A 19891-nucleotide genomic window follows, 5' to 3' on the forward strand; every position below is an offset into this window, starting at 1 on the left:
CCTCTGTCCCTCACCTCGTCCCGAGGAGGCCCGCCGGGGCCGTCTCGAAGGTCGAACTCAAGCCGTCAGGATCACGTCCATCTCGGCCATCAGCTTGCCCATGTCGGCGCGGCTGACGACCTCGACCGGAACCAGCAGGTCGTCCTCGGTCAGGCCGCGCTCGGCCAATCCCTCGGCTTCCACGTACAGCTTTTCGATGTCGTAGCCTTCCAGCGCCCGATAGGTGGGCGAGAAGTTCTTGCAGCCGATCTCGGCCGGCGCCTGTCCCTTCTTGATCTGGTAGATGCCGTCGTCGACGAAGGCCAGGTGGACGTCCTGGTCGAACGCCGCCGAGATCAGCACCATTTCCAGCACTTCCAGGGCATAGACCGTGCCGTGGGGGGCCTTGCGGTTGACGAACATGAACTTCTTGACGATTCCGCTATCCATCTCGTCCATGGTCAGTCTCCGAAGGTCACAAGGCGGTCGGACTGGATGCCGGCCTCGATGAGCTGGCCCAGGCCCGAGATGCGAAAGCCGGGGGCCAGATTGCTCTCGACGATGCCGCGCCGCAAAGCGGCGGCGACGCAGACCACCAGATCGACCTTGTGATCCTCGGCCAGCTTCTGCCAGTTCCTGGTCACGTTGCGGTCGTCGGTGGGCGGCTGTCCCAGGCCGGAGGCGTTGTTGACGCCATCGTAGTAGAAGAAGACGCGAAAGATCTCGTGCCCCTTCTCCAGCGCCGCCTTGGTGAACTGGTAAGCGGAATCCGAGGCCTGATGGTTGTAAGGGCCCTCGTTGACCAGAATGCCGAATTTCATGATCCGATACCCTAGAAGTGCAGATGCGCCGAGGCGTTGAGGTTGGCGCGGCCGCCGCGCCAGGTGTCGACGTGGTACTTGGTGAACGGCAGCTGGGTCATCTCGAAGAAGCGCGGCCAGCCGATGCGCTCGATCCATTCGCCCATGCGCTCCCACGGCCGGGCGTCGGCCTTGTAGGTGCGCAAGATCAGCTTGACCACCTCGGCCACTTCCGGCCAGCGCGGCGCGTTGTTGGGCAGGCCCGCCGCCACCAGCTTGTGGAACATCGGCTTCGAGCGGGTCGAGGAATGCTTGCCGCCGACCCAGATGGCGATCTTGGAATTGACCGGGTCGTTGATCTGCATGGGCGGGCAGGGCGGATAGCAGGCGCCGCAGCACACGCACTTCTTCTCGTCCACTTCCAGCGAGGGCTTGCCGTCCACCAGGGCCGGCCGGATGGCCGCCACCGGGCACCGCGCGATCACCGCCGGACGCTCGCAGACGCCGGACACCAGGGCGTGGTTGATCACCGGCGGCTTGGTGTGCTGGACGTTGATGGCGATGTCGCCCTGGCCGCCGCAATTGATCTGGCAGCAGCTGGTGGTGATCTTGACCCGGTTGGGCATGTCCTCGTGCTTGAACTCGTCCACCAGTTCGTCCATCAGCGCCTTGACCACGCCGGAGGCGTCGGTGCCGGGAATGTCGCAGTGGAGCCAGCCCTGGGTATGGCTGATGAAGCCCACCGAGTTGCCGGTGCCGCCCACCGGGAAGCCGGCGGCCTCCAGGGCGTCGATCAGCGGCTTCACCTTGCTTTCGTCCGGGGTCATGAACTCGACCGACGAGCGGATGGTGAAGCGGACATGGCCGTCGCAGAACTGGTCGGCGATGTCGCACAGCTTGCGGATGGTATGGATGTCCATCTGGCGCTGGGTGCCGGCCTTGACGGTGAACACCTGATCGCCGCCTTCGGCGACATGGCGCAGCACGCCGGGTTGGGGCCGGTCGTGCCAGGCCCACTTGCCGTAATTCCTGACCAGGACCGGAGGCATGAATTGCTTGGAATCCGGCACGCCGCATTCGATGGGGCGACGAAGTTCGCTCATGGTGGCTGTCTCCTACTCGGCCGCGCTGGACTTGGTTTCGTTCCACTTGCGCACTTCCTCGTCCCAGCCGTCGGTGCGGACGTAGGAGTTGGTGCGCGGCTGGCTGATCATGTTGACGTCGAGCGGCAGGTCGAGGCCCTCCAGATAGTTGGCCAGCCCGATGCGCTCGATCATCTCGCCGGTGCGCTCGTGCTCCAGCGCGTTGTCGGCGAAGAAGTCCAGCATGCGATGGGCGAGATCGACCAGGGCGGCGTAGTCCTCCTCGGTCTCCAGCTTCATGAAGGGAACCACCACGGTGCCCAGCAGGTCGCCGATCTTCAGCGTGCGCTTGCCACCCACCAGGATGGCGATGCCGCGTTCCTTGCCGGGCTTCAGCGCCTTGGTGCAGACGTTGATGCAGTGCATGCAGCGCACGCACGACTTGTTGTCCACGTCCAGAGTGTCGTCGTCGTTCAGGCCCAGCGCCTGGGTCGGACACATGCGGATGACCTGGTTGATGAATTCCTTGCGGCCCAGCTGCTTGACCTTGGCCTTGACCTCGGCCTGGTTGACCTGCATGTCGTCCTTCCAGGTGCCGAGGATGGCGACGTCGGCCCGCTGGGTGGCGTTGGCGCAGTCGTTGGCGCAGCCCGAGAACTTGAACTTCATCTTGTAGGGCAGCGACGGCCGGTGGATGTCGTCGGTGAAGTCGTTGATGAGGGTCTTGTGAGCCTCCAGGGTGTCGAAGCAGGCCTGCTCGCAGCGGGCCGGACCGACGCAGGAGGCCGCAGTGCGCACGCCGGCGCCGGCGCCGCCCATGTCGAAGCCCATCTCGTTCAGCTTGTCCCAGGCCGGCTGGACCTGATCGGTGCGGCAGCCCTGGAACATGATGTCGCCGCTCTGGCCGTGCAGGGCGATCAGCCCCGAGCCGTGCTCTTCCCAGATGTCGCACATCTGGCGCAGCGTCTTGGTATCGTAGAAGAAGCCCGGCGCCGGCATGATGCGCAGCGTGTGGAATTCCGACGAGTCCGGGTATTGCGACGCCACTTCCGAGAAGCGGGCGATGACGCCGGCGCCATAGCCGAACACGCCGACCGTGCCGCCCTTCCAATACCCCTTGCGGGTCTGGTAGCTGTGTTCCAGCTGACCAAGCAGGCTCTTCATCAGGTTGCCGTGCGGCTTGTCCTCGGTATCGGCCAACCGCTTCAGTCCGCTGACGAAGCTCGGCCAGGGGCCTTTCTCCAGCTCGTCGAGCATCGGCGTTGAGGGCATCTTTTTCGACATTGCTTCTCGCTCCCTACCCGTCGTCATTGCGGAACGGCACACGGCGATGGCCGGCGCACACGTCCGTTGATAACCGTATCAATCCCACGGAAGCTTGCTTCCCGGATCCGTCCCTGGCGTCGAGGTCGTTCTTGCGCGCCCCGTTACATTAAAGGATCATAATATTATGATCGACCATGATCCAAGTGGATTCTTTAGCGAAGCCGCATGAAAATGAGCAGGGAGGCAAGATGTCTGGATTTCCGGGGGTTTTCGATCTCGCCGACGCCGCCGCCTATGGCCGCTGGCGCGATTCCAAGCTGAGCCGCGCCGCCCGTTCGGTGGCCGACCTGGTGGTGGAGGTGCAAGACATCGCCCATCTGTCCGATGCGGAACACGCCGCCTTGGCCGGGCGCGTCGCCCATTCCGGCATGGCCGTCTACGCCGAGCCGCCCAAGGCAGGACGCGACGACAAGGCCGCGCTGCGGGCGCTGGCCGGGCGGTTCGGGCTTGCCGGCCTCGATTCCAACCATCTCGCCGACGACGACGGCGTCACGCCGCTCAGCGTGCACCGCGACGGCATCCGCTCGCGCTATATCCCCTATACCGAACGGCCCATCGCCTGGCACACCGACGGCTATTACAATCCGCCGGAACGGACGGTGCGCGCCCTGCTGCTGCACTGCGCCCGCCCGGCGGCCCAAGGCGGCGCCAACCGGCTGATGGACCACGAGATCCTCTACATCCTGCTGCGCGACGAGGACCCGGAGTTGATCCGGGTCCTGATGGCGCCCGACGCCATGACCATTCCCGGCAACGACGAGGATGGCATGCAACGCCCGGCCACCACCGGCCCGGTGTTCTCGGTGGACGGCCTGGGCAACCTGCACATGCGCTATACCGCCCGGACCCGCAGCATCGAGTGGTCCGAGGCCGCCCGCCCGGCCGCCGACGCCATCCGGCGCCTGCTGGAGACTCCATCCCCGTTCATCTTCGAGCACGTCTTGCAACCGGGCCAGGGGCTGGTCTCCAACAATCCGCTTCACACCCGCGAACCCTTCGCCGACGATTCCGCCCGCCCGCGCCTGCTCTACCGGGCCCGTTTCCACGACCGCATCCAGGATCAGTCATGACCGACGACACACGCCACCCCGAGGAAAAAGTCACGACGCTCGCCACCCTGGCGGCACCGTGGAGCCGCGAGATCACCGTGCAGCGGGTCGACCACGACAGCGGCCTGAGACTCATGCGCCTGCGCATCAAGGAGGGCCGCGCCCGCTTCACCATCCTGGACCTGGACGAACCGACCGTGGACGCGCTGCTGGAGGCCATGATCCTGTGGCGCAAGGGCTGACGAAACCGTGTCAAATTGTCACGACAGCCCCCAGCCGATCACAAAGGGTTGATCCGGCTTAACGACCAGGACACCCGACCTAGTGGGAGAAGGGGGGAAGTATGCAATATCCGACGATACATCCTATGCTGGAGCGATAGCTCCGATCCTTACTGTGACAAAAGCTCATCACCTGCATTTACCAATTGTTTACCAAGGCAAATTCCTCACCCTCTGTCTTAAGTAAAGTTGCACAGCTGATGATTTATGGGCCATACTGGCCAAATGGGCAAGGAAGGAACACCGGATCGCGAGGCTTCATCCCGCATCCACGCATGGCGCATGCGGTGGAACGCGGGGCTTCGCCTGCTCGGGTGGGCGCCGGCATGGCTGCGGCGCCACATGGCCGAGCTGACCGCCCCGCTGTTCGCGATCGACCCAGCCACGCCCCGCCAACCACTTCCCGGCAATGAAGGCATCCACGCCCGTCCTCTCCAGATGCCGTCGGGACCGCCGGAACTGCCCGAGTCCATCGCGCTCGGCATCATCACCCCCGCCCTGGCCAAGACCCCCGACAAGGGCGATTCCACGCTGCCGGCCGACCTGACCCGCCTGGCCCTGCTGCTGGGCAACCAGTTGCCCGACAAGGACTTCGTCGCCGCCGACATGGTGCGGGACTGCTTCGCCGAGTTCGGTTCGTCCAATATCCGCAGCCGCGCCCTGCTGGCGGTCGCGACCCGGCTCGCCCAGGGCTTCGGCTCGCCCGACCGCCTGCCCCTGGCGACGGCACGGGCATGGCGGATGCTGGACCCGGAAACCTTCGAGGACGAAATGGCGGACCAGTTGACCGCCATCGGCCACTTCATCACCAATTGGCAGAAATCCCAGCAGACCTTCCTTGTCCTGGAATTCCCCGAGATCGAACTGATCGAGTATCTGTTCGAATCCATGAATCCGGCCCGTCACGCCCCGCAGATGATGGAAGTGCTGAACTTCAAGGTTCTGTCCAACCGCCGCCAGGGCATCTTGCGGCGCATCCCCCACCGGGTGCGCAAGGCGGTGCAGGATATGGGCGGGCGCGGCCCCCAGGCCGTCGAAGTAATCCGGACGTCCCTGGATTTCCTGGACCAGGTCGTCACCAGCCACGGCTTCACCCCCATCGTCGACACCGCCGCCGCCATGCGCGAGGAAGTGGCCAAGCTGCTGGAGAAGATGCAGCCCGCCCTTCCGGCCCCGGCCGGCGAAGACCTGGGACAGGCGCTGGGACGCATCACCCCGGTGAAGATACCGGCGTCGGAACTGGCGGATCAGGCCATCGCCGCCGCCAAGACCGCCACCCCCACCCCCGCCGCAGCGCCGCCCCAGGCCGCCCGGCCATCCCCCCCGCCGCCATCGGCCGCGACGCAGCCATCGGCCGTGCCGGCGCGCATGCCGCCCCGCCGCCCGATGATCCCCGGCCCCAGGCTCAGCGCCGCCGCCCGGCCGCTCGCCGTGCCGGCCGGCATCGGCATCGCCCCCCGCCTGCCCGCGTCCACCCGCATCGGCACCACCGGCCGGCCGGTTCTCACCCCCGGCCAGCGCCCGCCGTTGCCCGCCGTCGCCATGGGGCCGATGCCGGTCCTGGTCACCGCGGCGCTGCCGCCGCCGGCCGCCGCCGAGACCGGCGCCAAGCCCGCCAACGCCCTGAGCGGGCGCATCGCCCTGCCGCGCCCCGGCGCCGCACCGGCCGGAACCGCCGCGTCCGAGGCCAGGGGAACCGTCACCGCCCTGACGGTGGTGCCGAAAACCCGGCGTCCACCCATCACCCAGGCGATCAAGCGCCAGTCGGTGCTGAAGGTGCTGCGGGGCGAACCGGCCGCCACGGTGGCGGCGACGCTGGGCATTCGCGAATCCAAGCTGGACGAATGGGTGGACGCCTTCATCGCCGCCGGCGCCGGCGCCCTCAGCGCCCCCAAGACCAGGAAGAAAGCCGCCAGGGAGCCCGAGCCCCTGTCCGCCGAACTGCTGCGCGCCAAGCTGGCCGAGGTGCTCGCCACCGCCCAGATGATCGAGCGGGCCATGGAGGCGCAGATACAGACGCAACCACGCCGGCCGGTGCTGCTGCCGCCGCCGGTCGCCGACAAGGCCACCGGCCATGCCGGTCGCCGGCCGCGTAAAAAAGGCTGATCGCTCCCGTTGAATTTCCATCCATAACTCTCTACATCCCGGCAAGGCTGACATCGGGGAAGACGCCATGGATCGTGATCAGTGCCTGACGGCCGGCCAGAACGGCATGGACAAGGAACACAAGATTCAGATCGGCCTGCTCGTGGCGCTGGAACAGGCCCTGGCAACCGGCAAGAGCCACCCGGAACTGCTGGTGATCCTGGAACAGCTGGTGGATTACACCAACATCCACTTCATGTCCGAACAGATGCTGATGCGGCTGTACGCCTATCCCGACATCGCCGCCCACGAAGCCGCCCACGACCGGCTGATCGACCAGGCCCGGCGGGTGATGGAGGATTTCGCGTCGGGCGAGCTGACCATGGTCTCGGCCGGATTGCTGACCCTGAAGCAATGGCTGATCGACCATATCCGCACCGACGACCACGCCTTTCACCGGCACCTGTCGTCGCACGCCCCCGCCGCCTGACCGTCCACTCCCAAGAAACAATGTGTTTCACCGGGGCGCGATTGTCCCGGGGCGGGACCGATGTAGACTGGCCGCAACATCGTCGCCACGAGAGGTCACCGCCATGAAGCTCGCAACCGCCGCCCTTGCCGCCCTCCTTGCCTTCACCGCTCCAGCCCTGGCCCAGTCGTCACCCGATCCGGCCAAGGCGGAAGGCGGGCAGTTCCAGGTGGACAAGACCCACGCCAAGATCATCTTCGCCTTCAACCACCTTGGCTTTTCCACCTCCTACGGCCTGTTCAGCGACTTCGACGCCACCTTGAGCTTCGATCCCAAGGCCCCGGCCCAAAGCGCCCTGGCGGTCAGCATCAACATGGACGGCATCGTCACCACGGTTCCCAAGTTCGACGCCCACCTGAAATCGCCCGACCTGTTCGACACCGCCAAGTTCCCGACCGCCAGCTTCAAGAGCACCGCCATCGAGGTGACCGGTCCGGCCACCGGCCGGATCACCGGCGAGCTGTCCCTGCGCGGCGTCACCAGGACGGTGGTCCTGGACGCGACGTTCAACGGCGCCGGCATCCACCCCATGAACAAGAAGTACATCGCCGGCTTCAACGCCTCCACCAGGTTGAAGCGCAGCGATTTCGGCCTGACCTACGGCCTGCCGGTGGTGGGCGACGAGGTCACCTTGACCATCAGCGCCGAATTCATCCGCCAGTAACCCGCCATGTCCGCCACCAAGCGTTACGACACCGTCGCCATCGCCCTGCACTGGGCCATGGCGGCGGCTATCCTGGGCCTGCTGGCCATGGGCTTCGTCATGACGGCGCAAAAGCCCGGCTCGCCGCTCCAGTTCCAGCTCTACCAGATGCACAAATCCTTCGGAGCCCTGGTGCTGGTCCTGACGGCGGTTCGCCTCGGCTGGCGGCTGGGGCACCGGCCGCCGCCGCTGCCCGCCCACATGGCCGGATGGGAACGCCGGGCCGCCCATGCCGGCCATCACCTTCTCTACCTGCTGATGCTCGCCCTGCCGCTGGCAGGCTGGGTGGTGGTGTCGACCTCGCCGTTCAACATTCCGACGCTCCTGTTCGGAACCATTCCCCTGCCCCACCTGCCGCTACCCCGGGACATCCACGGCGGCGCCAAACTCGCCCACGCCGCCGGGGCCTGGATCATGATCGCCGCCCTGGTCGCCCATGTGGGCGCCGCCCTGCGCCACCACATCATGCTGGGAGACGACGTCATGCGTCGCATGCTGCCCCGATTCGGGAGGAAACAATGAAGGCCGCCCTGGTCGCCGCAGCCCTGTTGTGGAGCATCTCCGCCCAGGCCGCCGAATGGAGCGCGGGCGGCGGGAACGCAAGCCGGCTCGGCTTCGTCGGCAGCCAGGGCGGCAGCCCGTTCGAGGGACGGTTCGAGCGCTGGACCGCCAAAATCGACTTCGACCCCGCCAACCCCGCCGCCGGCAGGGTGGTGGTCGACATCGACATGACCAGCGCCGCCACCGGCGACCGTCAGAAGGACGATTCCCTGCCCCAGGCGGAATGGTTCGACGCCGCGACCTTCCCCCGCGCCCGCTTCGAGGCGGCCGGGTTCCGCGCCACCGGCGGCAATGCCTACGAAGCCGCGGGACGCCTGACCATTCGCGGCATCGGCAAGGACGTCGTGTTGCCGTTCACCCTGGACATCGCCGGAACCACCGCCCGCGCCAAGGGGCGCCTCCCCCTGATCCGCACCGATTACGGCATCGGCCAGGGACCGTGGAAGACCGGCGAGACGGTGGCTCTGGACGTGGCGGTGACCTTCGACCTGACCGCGACGAGAAAAGATTAACATCCCTGTCACCCCGTTCCGCCGCCAAATCCGTATTCTCCGCCCCGCCCCAACCAGACGGGAGGAACGGATGACGCCACCAGGTCCAGACCATCGCGAATGCGCCGACTGCTATTACCGGCGGGGCGCGCGCTGCCTGTCGGCGGCGGCGAGAACGACGACGCGGAGCGGGGGATGCGGCAGCTTTCTCCGGGCCTCGCTCCGCTTCGCCTTTTTCCACGGCATCGAGGGAGGCGACACCGACCCGCCGCGCCATTCCGGAAACGGGCAGTGACGCGGCCACGCCCCGCGGCATGGGGCCAGAGAGTCCCGGGACCGCCACCCCTTCGGGGAGGGAAAATCTTGCCGCGCCGCAACATCCATGCCGGTTCCAAGGGCGGCTTATTCCTGAAAAAGCTAATCAAAACATAGCCCTATTCCTGGCGGTTTCCGGTCTTGACATGGGTGGGGCTACCCCTTATGGTGCCCGCGCTTTTGGCACCTCAGCGCCAGAAGGGGGAGTATCGAGGATGCACCGCAATGGCTGACCCCGAAACGCCCCCGTCGCTGGATGACCTTGACGCCCGCCTGCGCGCCGCTCGCGCCAGGGAGGAAGAGGATTCGGGACGTGGACCGGAAAGCCGAGGACGGCCGACCGGGATGGGTCTTGGTCTTCGCGTCGGGGCCGAACTGGTGGTTGGCGTGATGGTGGGCGTCGGTATCGGCTGGGTTCTCGATTCCTGGCTGGGCACCGCCCCCTGGCTGATGGTGCTGTTTCTGCTCCTGGGTGGGGCTGCCGGCGTCATGAATGTCTTCCGCCTGCTGCGGGGGATGGACGACACGGTCGGCCTGGGTCAGGCGCAGAGGCGGGCGGAACGGACAAGGGATCTTTGAGAGAGGCGTGCAGTGGCTAATCCGATCGACCAGTTCAAGATCCAGCCGTTGGTTCCGCTCAACGTGGGCGGACTGGACATCTCGTTCACCAATTCCGCGGCCATGATGGTGCTGTCCATCGGCCTGATCACCCTGTTCCTGACGCTGTCGGTGCGCTCGCGCGCGCTGGTGCCGGGACGGTGGCAGTCCATGGCGGAAATCTTCTACGAATTCATCGCCGGCATGCTGCGCGACAACGTGGGGTCCGAAGGGCGGAAGTATTTCCCCTTCATCTTCACCCTGTTCATGTTCGTGCTGTTCGGCAACGTGCTGGGCATGATCCCGTTTCCGGTGATCGGCTTCACCTACACCAGCCACGTCATCGTCACCTTCGCCATGGCCCTGGTGGTGTTCACCGGCGTGACCATCATCGGCTTCGCCCGCCACGGCACCCATTACCTGCGCATGTTCTTCCCCGAGGGCGCGCCGATCGCGACCGCGGTGATCCTGATCCCCATCGAGCTGATCTCGTACTTCTCGCGTCCGTTCAGCCTCGCCGTCCGTCTGTTCGCCAACATGACGGTGGGCCACATCATCCTCAAGGTGATGGGCGGCTTCGTGGTGTCGCTGGGCGCGTTCTACCTGGTCCCCGGTGTGGTTCCGTTCGCCTTCCTGTCGGCGATCACGGTGCTGGAGTTCGGCATCGCCCTCCTGCAAGCCTACGTGTTCACGATCCTGTCGTGCATCTACCTGCACGATGCGATCCACATGCACTGAGTTTCTTGGTTCAAACCCACTGTTCCGTATTTTCCTGAAGGAGTTGAGTAAATGGAAGCGAGCGCTGCTAAGTTGATCGGTGCCGGTCTGGCCGCCATCGGCATGATCGGTTCGGGTATCGGCGTGGGCAACATCTGGTCCAGCCTGATCGCCACCGTCGGCCGCAATCCCTCCGCCAAGGCCAATGTCGAACTGTACGGCTGGATCGGCTTCGCCGTTACCGAAGCCATCGCGCTGTTCGCCCTGGTCGTCGCGCTGATGATCCTCTTCGCCTAGGCGAAGAGTCTCCTTCGGAACAGGTCGGCGCCGCGGCGGGGACACGCTCTCCGCCGCGGTTCTCCGACCGGTCCGAACCTATTTCGGGTCGGTATCAATACCCGTCCAGGAGCTTTGGGATGCCTCAATTCGATCCCACCTTTTTTGCGCCCCAGCTGTTCTGGCTGCTGCTGACCTTCGTCACGCTCTATGTGCTGATGAACACGGTGGCCCTGCCCAAGATCGGAGCCGTTCTCGAGGAACGCCAGCGCAAGATTGACGACAATCTCGACAAGGCCGCCCACTTGAAGGCCGAGGCCGAGGCTGCCGTGGCGGCGTACGAGCGGGCCCTGTCCGAATCCCGGGCCCATGCCCACGCCGTCATCAAGGAGGCGTCCGATCGCCTCGCCCACGAAGCCGACGAGCGCAACCGCGCCCTCGCCGCCCGGCTGGCCGAGCAGATCAAGGCGGGAGAGGTCCGCATCAACCAGGCCAAGACCGAGGCCCTGGCCAATGTCCGCGATGTCGCCGCCGATGTGGCCGGTTCCATCGTCGCCCGGCTGGTTGGCTCCGACGCCGATGCCGGACGGTTGCAGACCGCCGTCGCGAGCGCCCTTGAGGAGCACGGCAAATGATTTCGACCGCCTATGCCGCCGCTGCCGGCGGCGCCCACGTCCCGTTCTACGCCGAAGCCCATTTCTGGGTGAACGTCGCCTTTTTCATGATCGTGGCCCTGGCCTACAAGCCGGTGTCGCGCGGCATCGCCGCGGCGCTTGACGCCCGCGCCGCCAAGATCAAGGCCCGCCTCGACGAGGCTCACAAGCTGCGCGAGGAGGCCCAGGAGATGCTGGCCACCTATCAGCGCAAGCAGCGCGACGCCATGAAGGAGGCCGAGGAGATCATCGCCCACGCCAAGGCCGAGGCCGAGCGCCTTGCCCAGCAGGCGGCCAAGGATCTCGAGGTCACCATGAAGCGCCGCGAGCAGATGGCGCTGGACCGCATCGCCCAAGCCGAGGCCCAGGCGGTGAAGGAGGTCCAGAACCTCGCCGTCGACGTCGCCATCGGCGCCGCCCGCAAGGTGATCGGCGACAGCCTGACGGCCTCCCAGACCGCCTCGCTGGTCGACAACGCCATCAAGGACCTGTCGGGCAAGCTGCACTGACCTGACCGGGCAAGATCGTTACAGCCGCCCCCGCCGGACGATGGTCCGGCGGGGGTTTGGTTTATTGGGGCGTCAAGTAATCCGCGGATTGACAGACTCCCTTGCTCGGTAGTCTCATGACCGGAGGTGGGCTACTCCGGGGAGGTTGCGGCTTGGATCATTCTCCGCACCAGACGGAAACCGAGGGAACCCCGGCCGGAACGGTGGAGTCGGAACCACTGCGGCATCGCCTGCTTGTCCGCCAGATGCGCAAGGCCGGCCTGTCCGGACCGCTGCCCGACGACGTCGCCGAACTGGTCCGGCTGGTGAACCAAGCCTATGGCGAACATGACATGGAACGGCGGCGCAACGACCGCGCCATGAAACTGATGTCGGACGAGATGACGGCGCTGACCGAGGCCATCCGCCGTCAGGCCGGCACCGACCCCCTGACCGGAACCGCCAACCGAACCCTGTTTCACGAGCGTCTGGGGCAGGCTGTCGCCGGAATTACCGGTTCCGGCGACAAGGTGGCGTTGCTGTTCATCGATCTCGACGGCTTCAAGCTGATCAACGACACCATCGGCCACGGCTTCGGCGACCAGATGCTGCGCGAGGTGGGACGGCGGCTGGAAGGGGTGCTGCGCGACGGCGACACCGTCGGCCGGCTGGGGGGAGACGAATTCACCGTGCTGCTGCCCGTCATCTCGGGCGATGGCGAGGCGGCATTCATCGCCGCCCGCGCCATCGAGGCGCTGGAACGTCCCTTCATCCATGACGGCAACGAGGTGCTGATCTCGGCGGCCATCGGCATCGCGCTCTTTCCCGGCGACGCCCCCGACGTGGACGGGCTGCTGGTGGCGGCCGACAGCGCCATGTACCGCGCCAAGGAAATGGGACGCGGCCACTATACCTTCTTCACCAGCGACATGAATGCCAGGCTGCATCAGCGCCTGCTGATCAAGAACCGGCTGCTGAAGGCCAGATCACGCGGCGACCTCAGCCTGGTTTATCAGCCCAAGATCTGCCTGGAGACCAACCAGGTGCGGGGAGTGGAGGCGCTGCTGCGCTGGCAGGACGGCCGCCTCGGCAAGGTCTCGCCCGCCGAATTCATTCCGGTGATGGAGGAAATGGGGCTGATCGCCGATGTCGGAATCTGGGTTCTGGCCGAGGCCTGCCGCCAGATACGCGAATGGCGGGACGCCGGGCTGCGGCCGGGGCGCATGGCGGTCAACGTTTCGGCCCGCCAGTTGCGGCAGCCCGGCCTGATCGACAGCGTCGTCAACATCATCCGGTGTGCCGGAATCTCGGCCGACGACCTGGAATTCGAGATCACCGAGAGCATGATCATCAAGGATACCGAGAGCGCCACCGCCCTGCTGGAGGAATTCCGGGCCATGGGCATTCACATCGCCCTCGACGATTTCGGCACCGGATTCTCGTCGCTCAGCTATCTGCGGCAGTTCCCGTTCGACATCATCAAGATCGACAAGAGCTTCATCCACGAGATCATGTCGAACGCCGACGATGTTGCCATCATCAGTTCCATCATCACCATGGGCCATGCCCTGAAGCGCCGCATCGTCGCCGAGGGCGTCGAGACCGCCGACCAATACGATCTGCTGAAAGCCCTGAAGGTCGACGACGTCCAGGGCTTTCTGCTGGGCCGTCCCGTGCCTCCCGACCAGTTGCGGGCGCTGCTGGCGCCCGGCGCTACAATAGAGCCAGAACGTTTTCCGGCGGCCGGCCCAGGACGGCTCTGTCGCCCCTGACCACGATGGGACGCTCCATGGCGATGGGATGGGCGATCAGCGCCCGGATCAAGGCGTCGTCGTCCATCGCGGCGGGGTCGATTCCGGCCTCGGCGGCTTCCTTGCGGCGGGTGATCTCGGCCGGGCGCTTGCCCAGCAGGCCGAGGATGCGGGCCAGTTCGGCGGCGCTGGGCGGGTCCTTCAGGTATTCCACCACATTGGGGACGATTCCCCTGTCCTGGATCAGGCGGAGCGTGTCGCGGGATTTGCCGCAACGGGGATTGTGATAGATGGTGACGGCGTCCGACATGGTTCGACCCTTGATTCCGGCGGTGCGGCTCGTCATGGTAAGCCCGTCGCCGAATGGTCGGGGTAGCCCATGATCCGCTTTTTCCACTATGGCCCGCCAAGGCACGGGCTTGCCACCTTGTTGTTGACCCTGTTCCTGGCGATGCCGTGCGTCGCGGCGGAGCCGGCGACGGCGACGGCCGACGACCTGGAAAGCCTGGCCGCCACCTTGGAGGACCCCAAGGCCCGCGAACGGCTGGCGGCGCAGGTCAAGGGCCTGATCGCGGCCCAGAAGGCGGTCCAGAAGACGGAACAGGCCGGTCTGGTGGGGCGGATGACGCAAAAGGCCGGCGACATCCGGGTCGGGCTGGCGACGCTGGCGATCATCGCCGTGGCGATGCTCCTGGCCAGGCTGCTGCGCCGGATGGTGGACCGGACGCTGGCCGCCGCCGGCGAGGACAGCGTCCGGGTCAACCGCTACCTGCCCATGCTTCACCGGGTGCTGCGCGTCCTGATCGGACTGACCGGCCTGCTGGCGCTGGCGCAATTGTGGGGCTTCGATCCGCTGGCGCTGCTGAATTCCGAAGTGGGGCGGCGGCTGGCGTCGTCGCTGGTCACCATCGCGGTGGTGGTGGTGGCGGCCCTGGTGGGCTGGCACCTGCTGCACGGCGCCATCGAACGCTATCTGACCGCCACCGATTCCGACGGCAACCTCCGCCAGCGGTCCGGCCGCGCCCGCACCCTGCTGCCGTTGGTCCGCAACGCCGCCTTCATGGTGATGGTGGTGATCGTGGGACTGATCGTGCTGTCCGAGCTTGGGGTCAATATCGCGCCGCTGCTGGCCGGCGCCGGCGTCCTGGGCATCGCCATTGGTTTCGGCTCACAAAAGCTGGTTCAGGACATGATCACCGGTGCCTTCATCTTGTTTGAAGACACCATCGCGGTGGGCGACGTGGTCAAGGTGGGCGAGCATGCCGGCCTGGTCGAGGACATTTCCATCCGGGCCATCCGGCTGCGCGACCTGAACGGCGCCCTGCACACCGTACCGTTCGGCGCCGTCACCACCGTGGTCAACATGACCAAGACATTTTCCTATGCCGTGTTCGACATCGGCATCGCCTATTCCCAGGATACCGACGCAGTCGCCGCCCTGCTGGTCGATCTGGGTGCCGAATTGCAGGCGGACGAGGTCTGGGGAAAATCCATCGTCGAGCCCATCGAGGTCATGGGGGTCGATCGGTTCGACCCGTCATCGGTGGTTATCCGCGCCCGTATCAAGACGGTTCCGCTGGAACGCTGGTCATTGTCGCGTGAGTTCAATCGCCGCCTGAAACAGCGTTTCGACACCGCCGGCATCGAAATTCCGTTCCCCCAGACCCAGGTCTGGCTGTCCAGAACGCCGAAGAAGCCCCCCCCTCCCGAAGGAGGGGGGGGACAGACGGCCGGTCAGCCCTCGCCGTAGAGACGGCGAAAGCCGGCGCCGACCTTGGCGATGAAGGCCGGATCGCGGGTCTTCCAGTAGCGGGGGTCCTGAAGCATCTTCTTCAGTTCCGCCTCGGTGGCGCCCTCATCCCTGGGCGGCGGGGCGTGCCCCAGGCTGGGCTCGCCCGACCCCATCAGGCGATGCATGATCTTGACGCCCTCCACCGATGAGGCCAGGGCGTCGAAGGCGTCGGGCGGCAGATTCCTGCGGCCCCAGGCCGTCAGTTGAGGCGCGATCTGGCGCCAGCGCTCCTCGCCGCCGAAATATTCAGCCAGCTGGCCGAGATGGCCGGTCTGCTCGCTTTCGCCGGTCAGCCCCTCCAGCATGGGCAGAAGCACGTCGTGGGCCAGATCATAGACCAGTTGCGCCTGTTCCTGGGTGAAGCCGGCCTGATGCAGGCGCCGATTGACCGTCTCGCTGCTGGTCAGCTTGGGATGGCGGTGGCTGATCTTGTACTTGTCGAAGCTGTCGGGCGCCCTGGGCAGCGACGAGGCCCGCCGTTCCAGTTCGAGATAGGCGCGGATCAGGGCATCGGTGCGGATCTCGCCCCTGGCGGGGTCCCAGAACTTTTCCGGCACGTTGGTCGGCCGGCCGCCTCGGGCCGGCTCCAGATCGGGAGCGCGGGAATCTTCGTAATGCATGTCGGTCTCCTGAGAAAAATGGGCATTGAGTGGAAGGAAAGGCGCTCACCCCTCGGCCCGGCCACGGGCGACCAGGGCGAGAAGATGGAGCACGAGGTGACGCTGGCCTTCGAGGTGGCGCAGCGCCGGGTCGCCGGCGTCGGGGCCGAGGCACCGATCCAGCGTCATCTCGCGGAGATGGCGGAGCAGCGCCTCGCCATCGCCGGAGGAGAACAGCCGGGCCGCCAGCCGGGCCATGTCGCGGCCGGATTCCCCGTCCGAGGATGGCGACGGCGGATCGAACCAGCCCCAGCCGGCCGGTTCAGAGCGGGGCATGGCCATTCTCCTCCGCCGGGGCCGGAGACGACGGCTTCAGCACCTCGGCCGGCACGTTGAAGGTGCGTCCCAGCCAGCGGGCGGCGGCGGCGGCATCGATGGATTCCTGGGCCAGGGGACCCAACTGGTTCAACGCCGCCATCCAGGTCATCAGGTTGCGGGCATCGCGCTGGGCCTGCCCCTGGGCCAGGGGCGAGCGGTATTGCAGCTCCACCGAATGGCCGTCGACGATCACCTCGGGAATCTCGCCCCGCCGCCGCAGGACGTGGATCGCCCGCATGACCAGCGGCGTCAGCAATTCGCTTTGCAGCCGGCCATAGGTGGCGCCCAGCAGGCGGGCCATGTCCGAGGCGCGCTCCATCACCTCGGTCGCCGTCATCCTGGGCGAGGACGCCTGCCCCAGCTTGTCGGCCAGCAGGGCATGGCGAATGCGGCCGCGCAGATCGTCCAGCACCAGTTGCGAGGTGTCGAACCGTCCGGGCGAGGTCAGCGGCTGCAACCCGGCCGAACCGACCGCCTTGGGGATGATGGTTCCCGGAACCAGCTTGATGTTGGCGGGATTCAGCACTCCGTCGTCATCGGCCTGCCAGATGCCGGTCACCGCGATGGTGGCGTTCTTCAGCACCAGTTCCACCACCTTGTTGGCGGTCTTGATATCGGGCAGCGCCTTCATCACCGGCGAACGGCCATAGATCTCGCCTGGCGCCTTCAGCCAGCGGAAATTGATGAACGGCGTCATGGCGAAACGTCCATCGGCCAGCACGGCGCCATCGGCGTCGCAATCCAGCACGGCGGCGTAGCGATAGCCGTTGCGGGTCGGCACCACCGCCTCGACGACGCCAAGACGCAGGTCGGGGTCGGCGGTGGCGGCGCGAAGGATGTCCTCGGGCACCCGCGCGGCCGGAAAGCGGGCGTTCAGCATCGCCAGGGTCAGCTCGCTGCGGCGGAAGGTGACGTCGAGGCGGCCTTCGGGTCCTTCCTCCAGAACCACCTGTCCCAGCGGCACGGCGGTGAACCGGAAAGCCGAGGTCTCGCCCGGCGACGCCTCCTCGAACAGCAGCGAGGCCGTGCCGCCGGTCACCGCGTCCAGGTAGCATTGGTGCATCTCGACGGCGAAGTTGGAGCGGTCGAAATGTCCCTGAAGGACCATGCCGATCCGCTCCAGGGCGGAGGCGGCGCGATCACGGTTCTCGGCCGGCAACTGGCCGCCGGCGCTCAGCCCGAACCATTGCGCCCAGGGCGGGGTCAGCTCGGACAGCAGGCTGGCGGCCAGTTGATCGACGGCGTCGGGGGCGGTGCCGTCGAACAGGCGGTCGGCCTTCTTCTCGCCGGGAGTGCCGGCATGCAGGACGGAATCGCGCAGCGGCAGGGCGTAGTCATAGCATTCCTGCCAGTGGGATTCCCAGACGGCGCGGCGTTCCTTGGCCTTGCGGAAGCGCTTCAGCAGGACGGACGGGTCGTCGCCGTCTGGGCCAAGCAGTGCTTCGCCATGGGGGGCGACCTCGTCCCGGCGCGGGGGGCGGGCGGTCATGTCATTCTCCCAGCAAGGTCTTGCCGGCCAGAGTCCTGGGGCGAAGGATTCCGGATTCGGAAGTGGCGATGGTGCCGAGCAGGCCCCGGCGATTGCGGTTGATGGCCTGAAGCCGTTCCTCGGCCGCCTCGGCCTCCGGATCGGGCATGACCGGCGGCGGCGGTGGCGGCGGCGGCGGCGGCGGGCTCGACGTGAAAAATCCACCCATGGGGCTCTCCTTTTTGATCACGTTTTGTTCATTTGGCGACGCAAAAAATCCCGCACGGCGGTACAGCCGGCAGGATTCAGGCGCGGATATGGCGTTGATGGCTCGACACTACGTCGACGCCAGCCTTATCGTCAAGAATTATATCCGATTCACGGCTAAAATATCGGAATAATTGCCAGGGGGTAAAGATTCCGCCGTCCGCGATTCCCAAACTCCGCTTCACCATCTCGACGCAGGTAAAGGGACGCAACGGCAACGGCCGGCGCGGCGGCAGCACCGGCGCCGTTTCCACCACCGTCAGCCCCCGGGTGCGATACCAACCGGCCAGATCGAAATCGGCGGCGACCGGCAACACCGCCACCTCGACCCGGTGCGCCATGGCGTTGAGACTGACCCAGCCGCCGGACGAGCCCAGAACCAGGAAACAATGCCTGAAGCCACGCCGCAGCAGTCGCAGCCAGACCAGGTCGGCGCGATCGGAAAATACCACCAGGGCGCGGCGCCACTGAAGCGGCGGGGCGCTCACGCGACGATGCCCTTGTGGCGCAGCGGCGTGGTCAGCCGGTCCATGGCCTCGTCCCACAGGGCGGCCTCTCCCGGGGTGGCGTCACCCTGGGGGTCGGGAGCGGTCAACCGCCCGCCGAACCGGCCGAGGACGCGGAGATGGCCGGGACGCAGCCGCCGCCCCCGGTGCAGCCGCCCAACCTCGCGGGCGATATCGTCGGGCTCGCAGGGACGGGGGATGTCGGCCAGTCCGGCGGTATAGCGGACACCTTCGTCACGAGCGATCTGACAGCGGGCATACCACAGCCACGCCTCCTCCGCCGAGGAGAACGGCACCCCCTCGACAGCGGACTGGAACCTGACAACCCGACGATCCCTAGCCATTTGTTCCTCCATAATAGGATTTAACAGAAGGAACCTGCCAGATTTTCCGCCAACGAGTCAAGTCATCAGGCATATTATCCTGCTGCGAAAAAATGCGAATTGCGAGACCATCTTCCCATGCTGAAGCATGCCGACATCTGGGCCGCCATCGACGCGCTTGCCCGAGACCACGGGCTGACGGCGTCGGCTCTTGCCCGCAAGGCCGGGCTCGACCCCACCACCTTCAACAAGAGCAAGCGCATCACCCGCGAGGGCAAGGCCCGCTGGCCATCCACCGAGAGCGTCGCCAAGGTGCTGGAAGCCACCGGCGCCACCATGGCCGCCTTCGTCGGCTATATCGAGGGCGGCGCGACGGCGCGCCCGGCCTCGACCATGCCGCTGATCGGCTTTGCCCAGGCCGGCGACCGCGGTTTTTTCGATGACGCCGGCTATCCGGTGGGGGGCGGCTGGGACGAAATCCCGTTTCCCGAGGTCGGCGACCAGCACGCCTACGCCCTGGAGGTCAGCGGCGATTCCATGGAGCCGCTCTACCGCGACGGCGACGTGGTCATCGTCTCGCCCGCCGCCAACGTGCGGCGCGGCGACCGGGTGGTGGTCCGCACCACCGAGGGCGAGGTCATGGTCAAGCAACTGGTCCGCCTGACCGCCCGGCGCATCGACCTGATCTCGGTCAATCCCGCCCATTCCGGCCGCTCGCTGGCCTCGGAGGAGGTGGCGTGGATGGCCCGCATCCTCTGGGCGAGCCAGTAGCCGGACAGAACGCCTCCATAGCCCGGCTTCATTGCGTTCCGGCCTGCGGCCGGGGGCGCCGCATGGACAGTCGGGCGAAAAAGTGCTTAAGCTTTTTCAACCCC

The 19891-nt window shown here is 66.4% G+C and carries 27 protein-coding genes; 16 read left to right on the forward strand and 11 right to left on the reverse strand.

All coding sequences use genetic code 11. The features are described from left to right. Positions 1-57: 57 nt before the first annotated feature. Genes tusC through dsrA form a run of 4 tightly spaced genes read right to left on the reverse strand, consistent with a single transcriptional unit; the run spans position 58 to position 3145 of the window. Positions 58-438 (reverse strand): sulfurtransferase complex subunit TusC, encoded by a 381-nt coding sequence (tusC, locus tag MTBSS4_RS21220; protein ID WP_173985357.1) that lies wholly within the window; start codon positions 436-438, stop codon positions 58-60. Positions 439-440: 2 nt separating this feature from the next. Continuing rightward, complete coding sequence (gene tusD, locus MTBSS4_RS21225) at positions 441-800, reverse strand: sulfurtransferase complex subunit TusD (RefSeq protein ID WP_173985358.1); 360 nt, start codon at positions 798-800, stop codon at positions 441-443. An 11-nt stretch (positions 801-811) separates the two neighbouring features. Then, the gene (gene dsrB / locus MTBSS4_RS21230; protein ID WP_173985359.1) at positions 812-1882 is read right to left on the reverse strand and encodes a dissimilatory-type sulfite reductase subunit beta; all 1071 of its coding nucleotides are present in this window, start codon (positions 1880-1882) and stop codon (positions 812-814) included. 12 nt (positions 1883-1894) lie between these two features. Continuing rightward, positions 1895-3145: a dissimilatory-type sulfite reductase subunit alpha gene (gene dsrA, locus MTBSS4_RS21235; RefSeq protein ID WP_173985360.1), complete on the reverse strand. Its 1251-nt coding sequence runs from the start codon at positions 3143-3145 to the stop codon at positions 1895-1897. Between the two features lie 230 nt (positions 3146-3375). Here dsrA and MTBSS4_RS21240 point away from each other — a divergent pair, with 230 nt between their 5' ends. The 14 genes from MTBSS4_RS21240 (at position 3376) to MTBSS4_RS21305 (ending at position 13704) form a co-directional block, all read left to right on the forward strand. After that, positions 3376-4257 carry a TauD/TfdA family dioxygenase gene (locus tag MTBSS4_RS21240; protein ID WP_173985361.1) on the forward strand — a complete coding sequence of 294 codons (882 nt, stop codon included), beginning with the start codon at positions 3376-3378 and terminating at the stop codon, positions 4255-4257. Beyond that, positions 4254-4478 carry a hypothetical protein gene (locus MTBSS4_RS21245; RefSeq protein ID WP_173985362.1) on the forward strand — a complete coding sequence of 75 codons (225 nt, stop codon included), beginning with the start codon at positions 4254-4256 and terminating at the stop codon, positions 4476-4478. Before MTBSS4_RS21240 ends, MTBSS4_RS21245 begins: the two co-directional genes overlap by 4 nt. A gap of 321 nt (positions 4479-4799) precedes the next feature. Beyond that, a complete protein-coding gene (locus MTBSS4_RS21250; protein WP_173985363.1) occupies positions 4800-6623 on the forward strand; it encodes a helix-turn-helix domain-containing protein in 1824 nt (607 codons plus the stop codon). 67 nt (positions 6624-6690) lie between these two features. Continuing rightward, positions 6691-7092, forward strand: coding sequence for a bacteriohemerythrin (locus MTBSS4_RS21255; RefSeq protein ID WP_173985364.1), 402 nt, complete (start codon positions 6691-6693; stop codon positions 7090-7092). A gap of 103 nt (positions 7093-7195) precedes the next feature. After that, positions 7196-7795, forward strand: a complete 600-nt coding sequence (locus MTBSS4_RS21260) for a YceI family protein (RefSeq protein WP_173985365.1) — start codon at positions 7196-7198, stop codon at positions 7793-7795. A gap of 6 nt (positions 7796-7801) precedes the next feature. Continuing rightward, complete coding sequence (locus tag MTBSS4_RS21265) at positions 7802-8356, forward strand: cytochrome b (RefSeq protein ID WP_173985366.1); 555 nt, start codon at positions 7802-7804, stop codon at positions 8354-8356. Further along, positions 8353-8907 carry a YceI family protein gene (locus MTBSS4_RS21270; protein ID WP_173985367.1) on the forward strand — a complete coding sequence of 185 codons (555 nt, stop codon included), beginning with the start codon at positions 8353-8355 and terminating at the stop codon, positions 8905-8907. Before MTBSS4_RS21265 ends, MTBSS4_RS21270 begins: the two co-directional genes overlap by 4 nt. 70 nt (positions 8908-8977) lie before the next feature. Continuing rightward, the gene (locus MTBSS4_RS21275; RefSeq protein ID WP_173985368.1) at positions 8978-9181 is read left to right on the forward strand and encodes a hypothetical protein; all 204 of its coding nucleotides are present in this window, start codon (positions 8978-8980) and stop codon (positions 9179-9181) included. 245 nt (positions 9182-9426) lie between these two features. Beyond that, entirely contained in the window at positions 9427-9780 is a 354-nt protein-coding gene (locus tag MTBSS4_RS21280) for an AtpZ/AtpI family protein (RefSeq protein WP_173985369.1), read from the forward strand. Positions 9781-9792: 12 nt separating this feature from the next. Continuing rightward, positions 9793-10536 carry a F0F1 ATP synthase subunit A gene (locus MTBSS4_RS21285; protein WP_173985370.1) on the forward strand — a complete coding sequence of 248 codons (744 nt, stop codon included), beginning with the start codon at positions 9793-9795 and terminating at the stop codon, positions 10534-10536. 51 nt (positions 10537-10587) lie between these two features. After that, complete coding sequence (locus MTBSS4_RS21290) at positions 10588-10812, forward strand: F0F1 ATP synthase subunit C (RefSeq protein WP_173985371.1); 225 nt, start codon at positions 10588-10590, stop codon at positions 10810-10812. A 119-nt stretch (positions 10813-10931) separates the two neighbouring features. Continuing rightward, on the forward strand, positions 10932-11426 hold the full coding sequence (locus tag MTBSS4_RS21295) for a F0F1 ATP synthase subunit B' (protein ID WP_173985372.1): 495 nt from the start codon (positions 10932-10934) through the stop codon (positions 11424-11426). After that, the gene (locus tag MTBSS4_RS21300) at positions 11423-11953 is read left to right on the forward strand and encodes a F0F1 ATP synthase subunit B (protein WP_173985373.1); all 531 of its coding nucleotides are present in this window, start codon (positions 11423-11425) and stop codon (positions 11951-11953) included. Before MTBSS4_RS21295 ends, MTBSS4_RS21300 begins: the two co-directional genes overlap by 4 nt. 152 nt (positions 11954-12105) lie before the next feature. Then, complete coding sequence (locus tag MTBSS4_RS21305; protein ID WP_173985374.1) at positions 12106-13704, forward strand: bifunctional diguanylate cyclase/phosphodiesterase; 1599 nt, start codon at positions 12106-12108, stop codon at positions 13702-13704. Here the strand turns inward: MTBSS4_RS21305 and arsC are convergent. Next, on the reverse strand, positions 13646-13993 hold the full coding sequence (gene arsC, locus MTBSS4_RS21310; protein ID WP_173985399.1) for an arsenate reductase (glutaredoxin): 348 nt from the start codon (positions 13991-13993) through the stop codon (positions 13646-13648). The genes MTBSS4_RS21305 and arsC overlap by 59 nt on opposite strands. A gap of 69 nt (positions 13994-14062) precedes the next feature. On the opposite strand from arsC, the gene MTBSS4_RS21315 reads away from it, so the two are divergent. Continuing rightward, positions 14063-15433 (forward strand): mechanosensitive ion channel family protein, encoded by a 1371-nt coding sequence (locus MTBSS4_RS21315; protein ID WP_254432701.1) that lies wholly within the window; start codon positions 14063-14065, stop codon positions 15431-15433. On the opposite strand, the gene MTBSS4_RS21320 is transcribed toward MTBSS4_RS21315, so the two are convergent. The 6 genes from MTBSS4_RS21320 to MTBSS4_RS21345 form a co-directional block, all read right to left on the reverse strand. Further along, positions 15418-16095 carry a hypothetical protein gene (locus tag MTBSS4_RS21320; RefSeq protein ID WP_173985375.1) on the reverse strand — a complete coding sequence of 226 codons (678 nt, stop codon included), beginning with the start codon at positions 16093-16095 and terminating at the stop codon, positions 15418-15420. The two genes, MTBSS4_RS21315 and MTBSS4_RS21320, sit on opposite strands and share 16 nt — an antisense overlap. A gap of 45 nt (positions 16096-16140) precedes the next feature. Then, positions 16141-16410: a hypothetical protein gene (locus MTBSS4_RS21325; protein WP_173985376.1), complete on the reverse strand. Its 270-nt coding sequence runs from the start codon at positions 16408-16410 to the stop codon at positions 16141-16143. Beyond that, complete coding sequence (locus tag MTBSS4_RS21330; protein ID WP_173985377.1) at positions 16397-17941, reverse strand: portal protein; 1545 nt, start codon at positions 17939-17941, stop codon at positions 16397-16399. The genes MTBSS4_RS21325 and MTBSS4_RS21330 overlap by 14 nt, the downstream gene beginning before the upstream one ends. 1 nt (position 17942) lies before the next feature. Next, positions 17943-18149, reverse strand: coding sequence for a hypothetical protein (locus tag MTBSS4_RS21335; protein WP_173985378.1), 207 nt, complete (start codon positions 18147-18149; stop codon positions 17943-17945). Positions 18150-18225: 76 nt separating this feature from the next. Next, on the reverse strand, positions 18226-18675 hold the full coding sequence (locus tag MTBSS4_RS21340) for a hypothetical protein (protein ID WP_173985379.1): 450 nt from the start codon (positions 18673-18675) through the stop codon (positions 18226-18228). Next, a complete protein-coding gene (locus MTBSS4_RS21345) occupies positions 18672-19037 on the reverse strand; it encodes a hypothetical protein (RefSeq protein ID WP_173985380.1) in 366 nt (121 codons plus the stop codon). Before MTBSS4_RS21345 ends, MTBSS4_RS21340 begins: the two co-directional genes overlap by 4 nt. 117 nt (positions 19038-19154) lie before the next feature. Here MTBSS4_RS21345 and MTBSS4_RS21350 point away from each other — a divergent pair, with 117 nt between their 5' ends. Next, positions 19155-19787, forward strand: coding sequence for a helix-turn-helix transcriptional regulator (locus MTBSS4_RS21350; protein WP_173985381.1), 633 nt, complete (start codon positions 19155-19157; stop codon positions 19785-19787). Positions 19788-19891 lie beyond the last annotated feature (104 nt).

The sequence above is a fragment of the Magnetospirillum sp. SS-4 genome, from assembly GCF_902729425.1.
Taxonomy (GTDB): Bacteria; Pseudomonadota; Alphaproteobacteria; order Rhodospirillales; family Magnetospirillaceae; genus Phaeospirillum.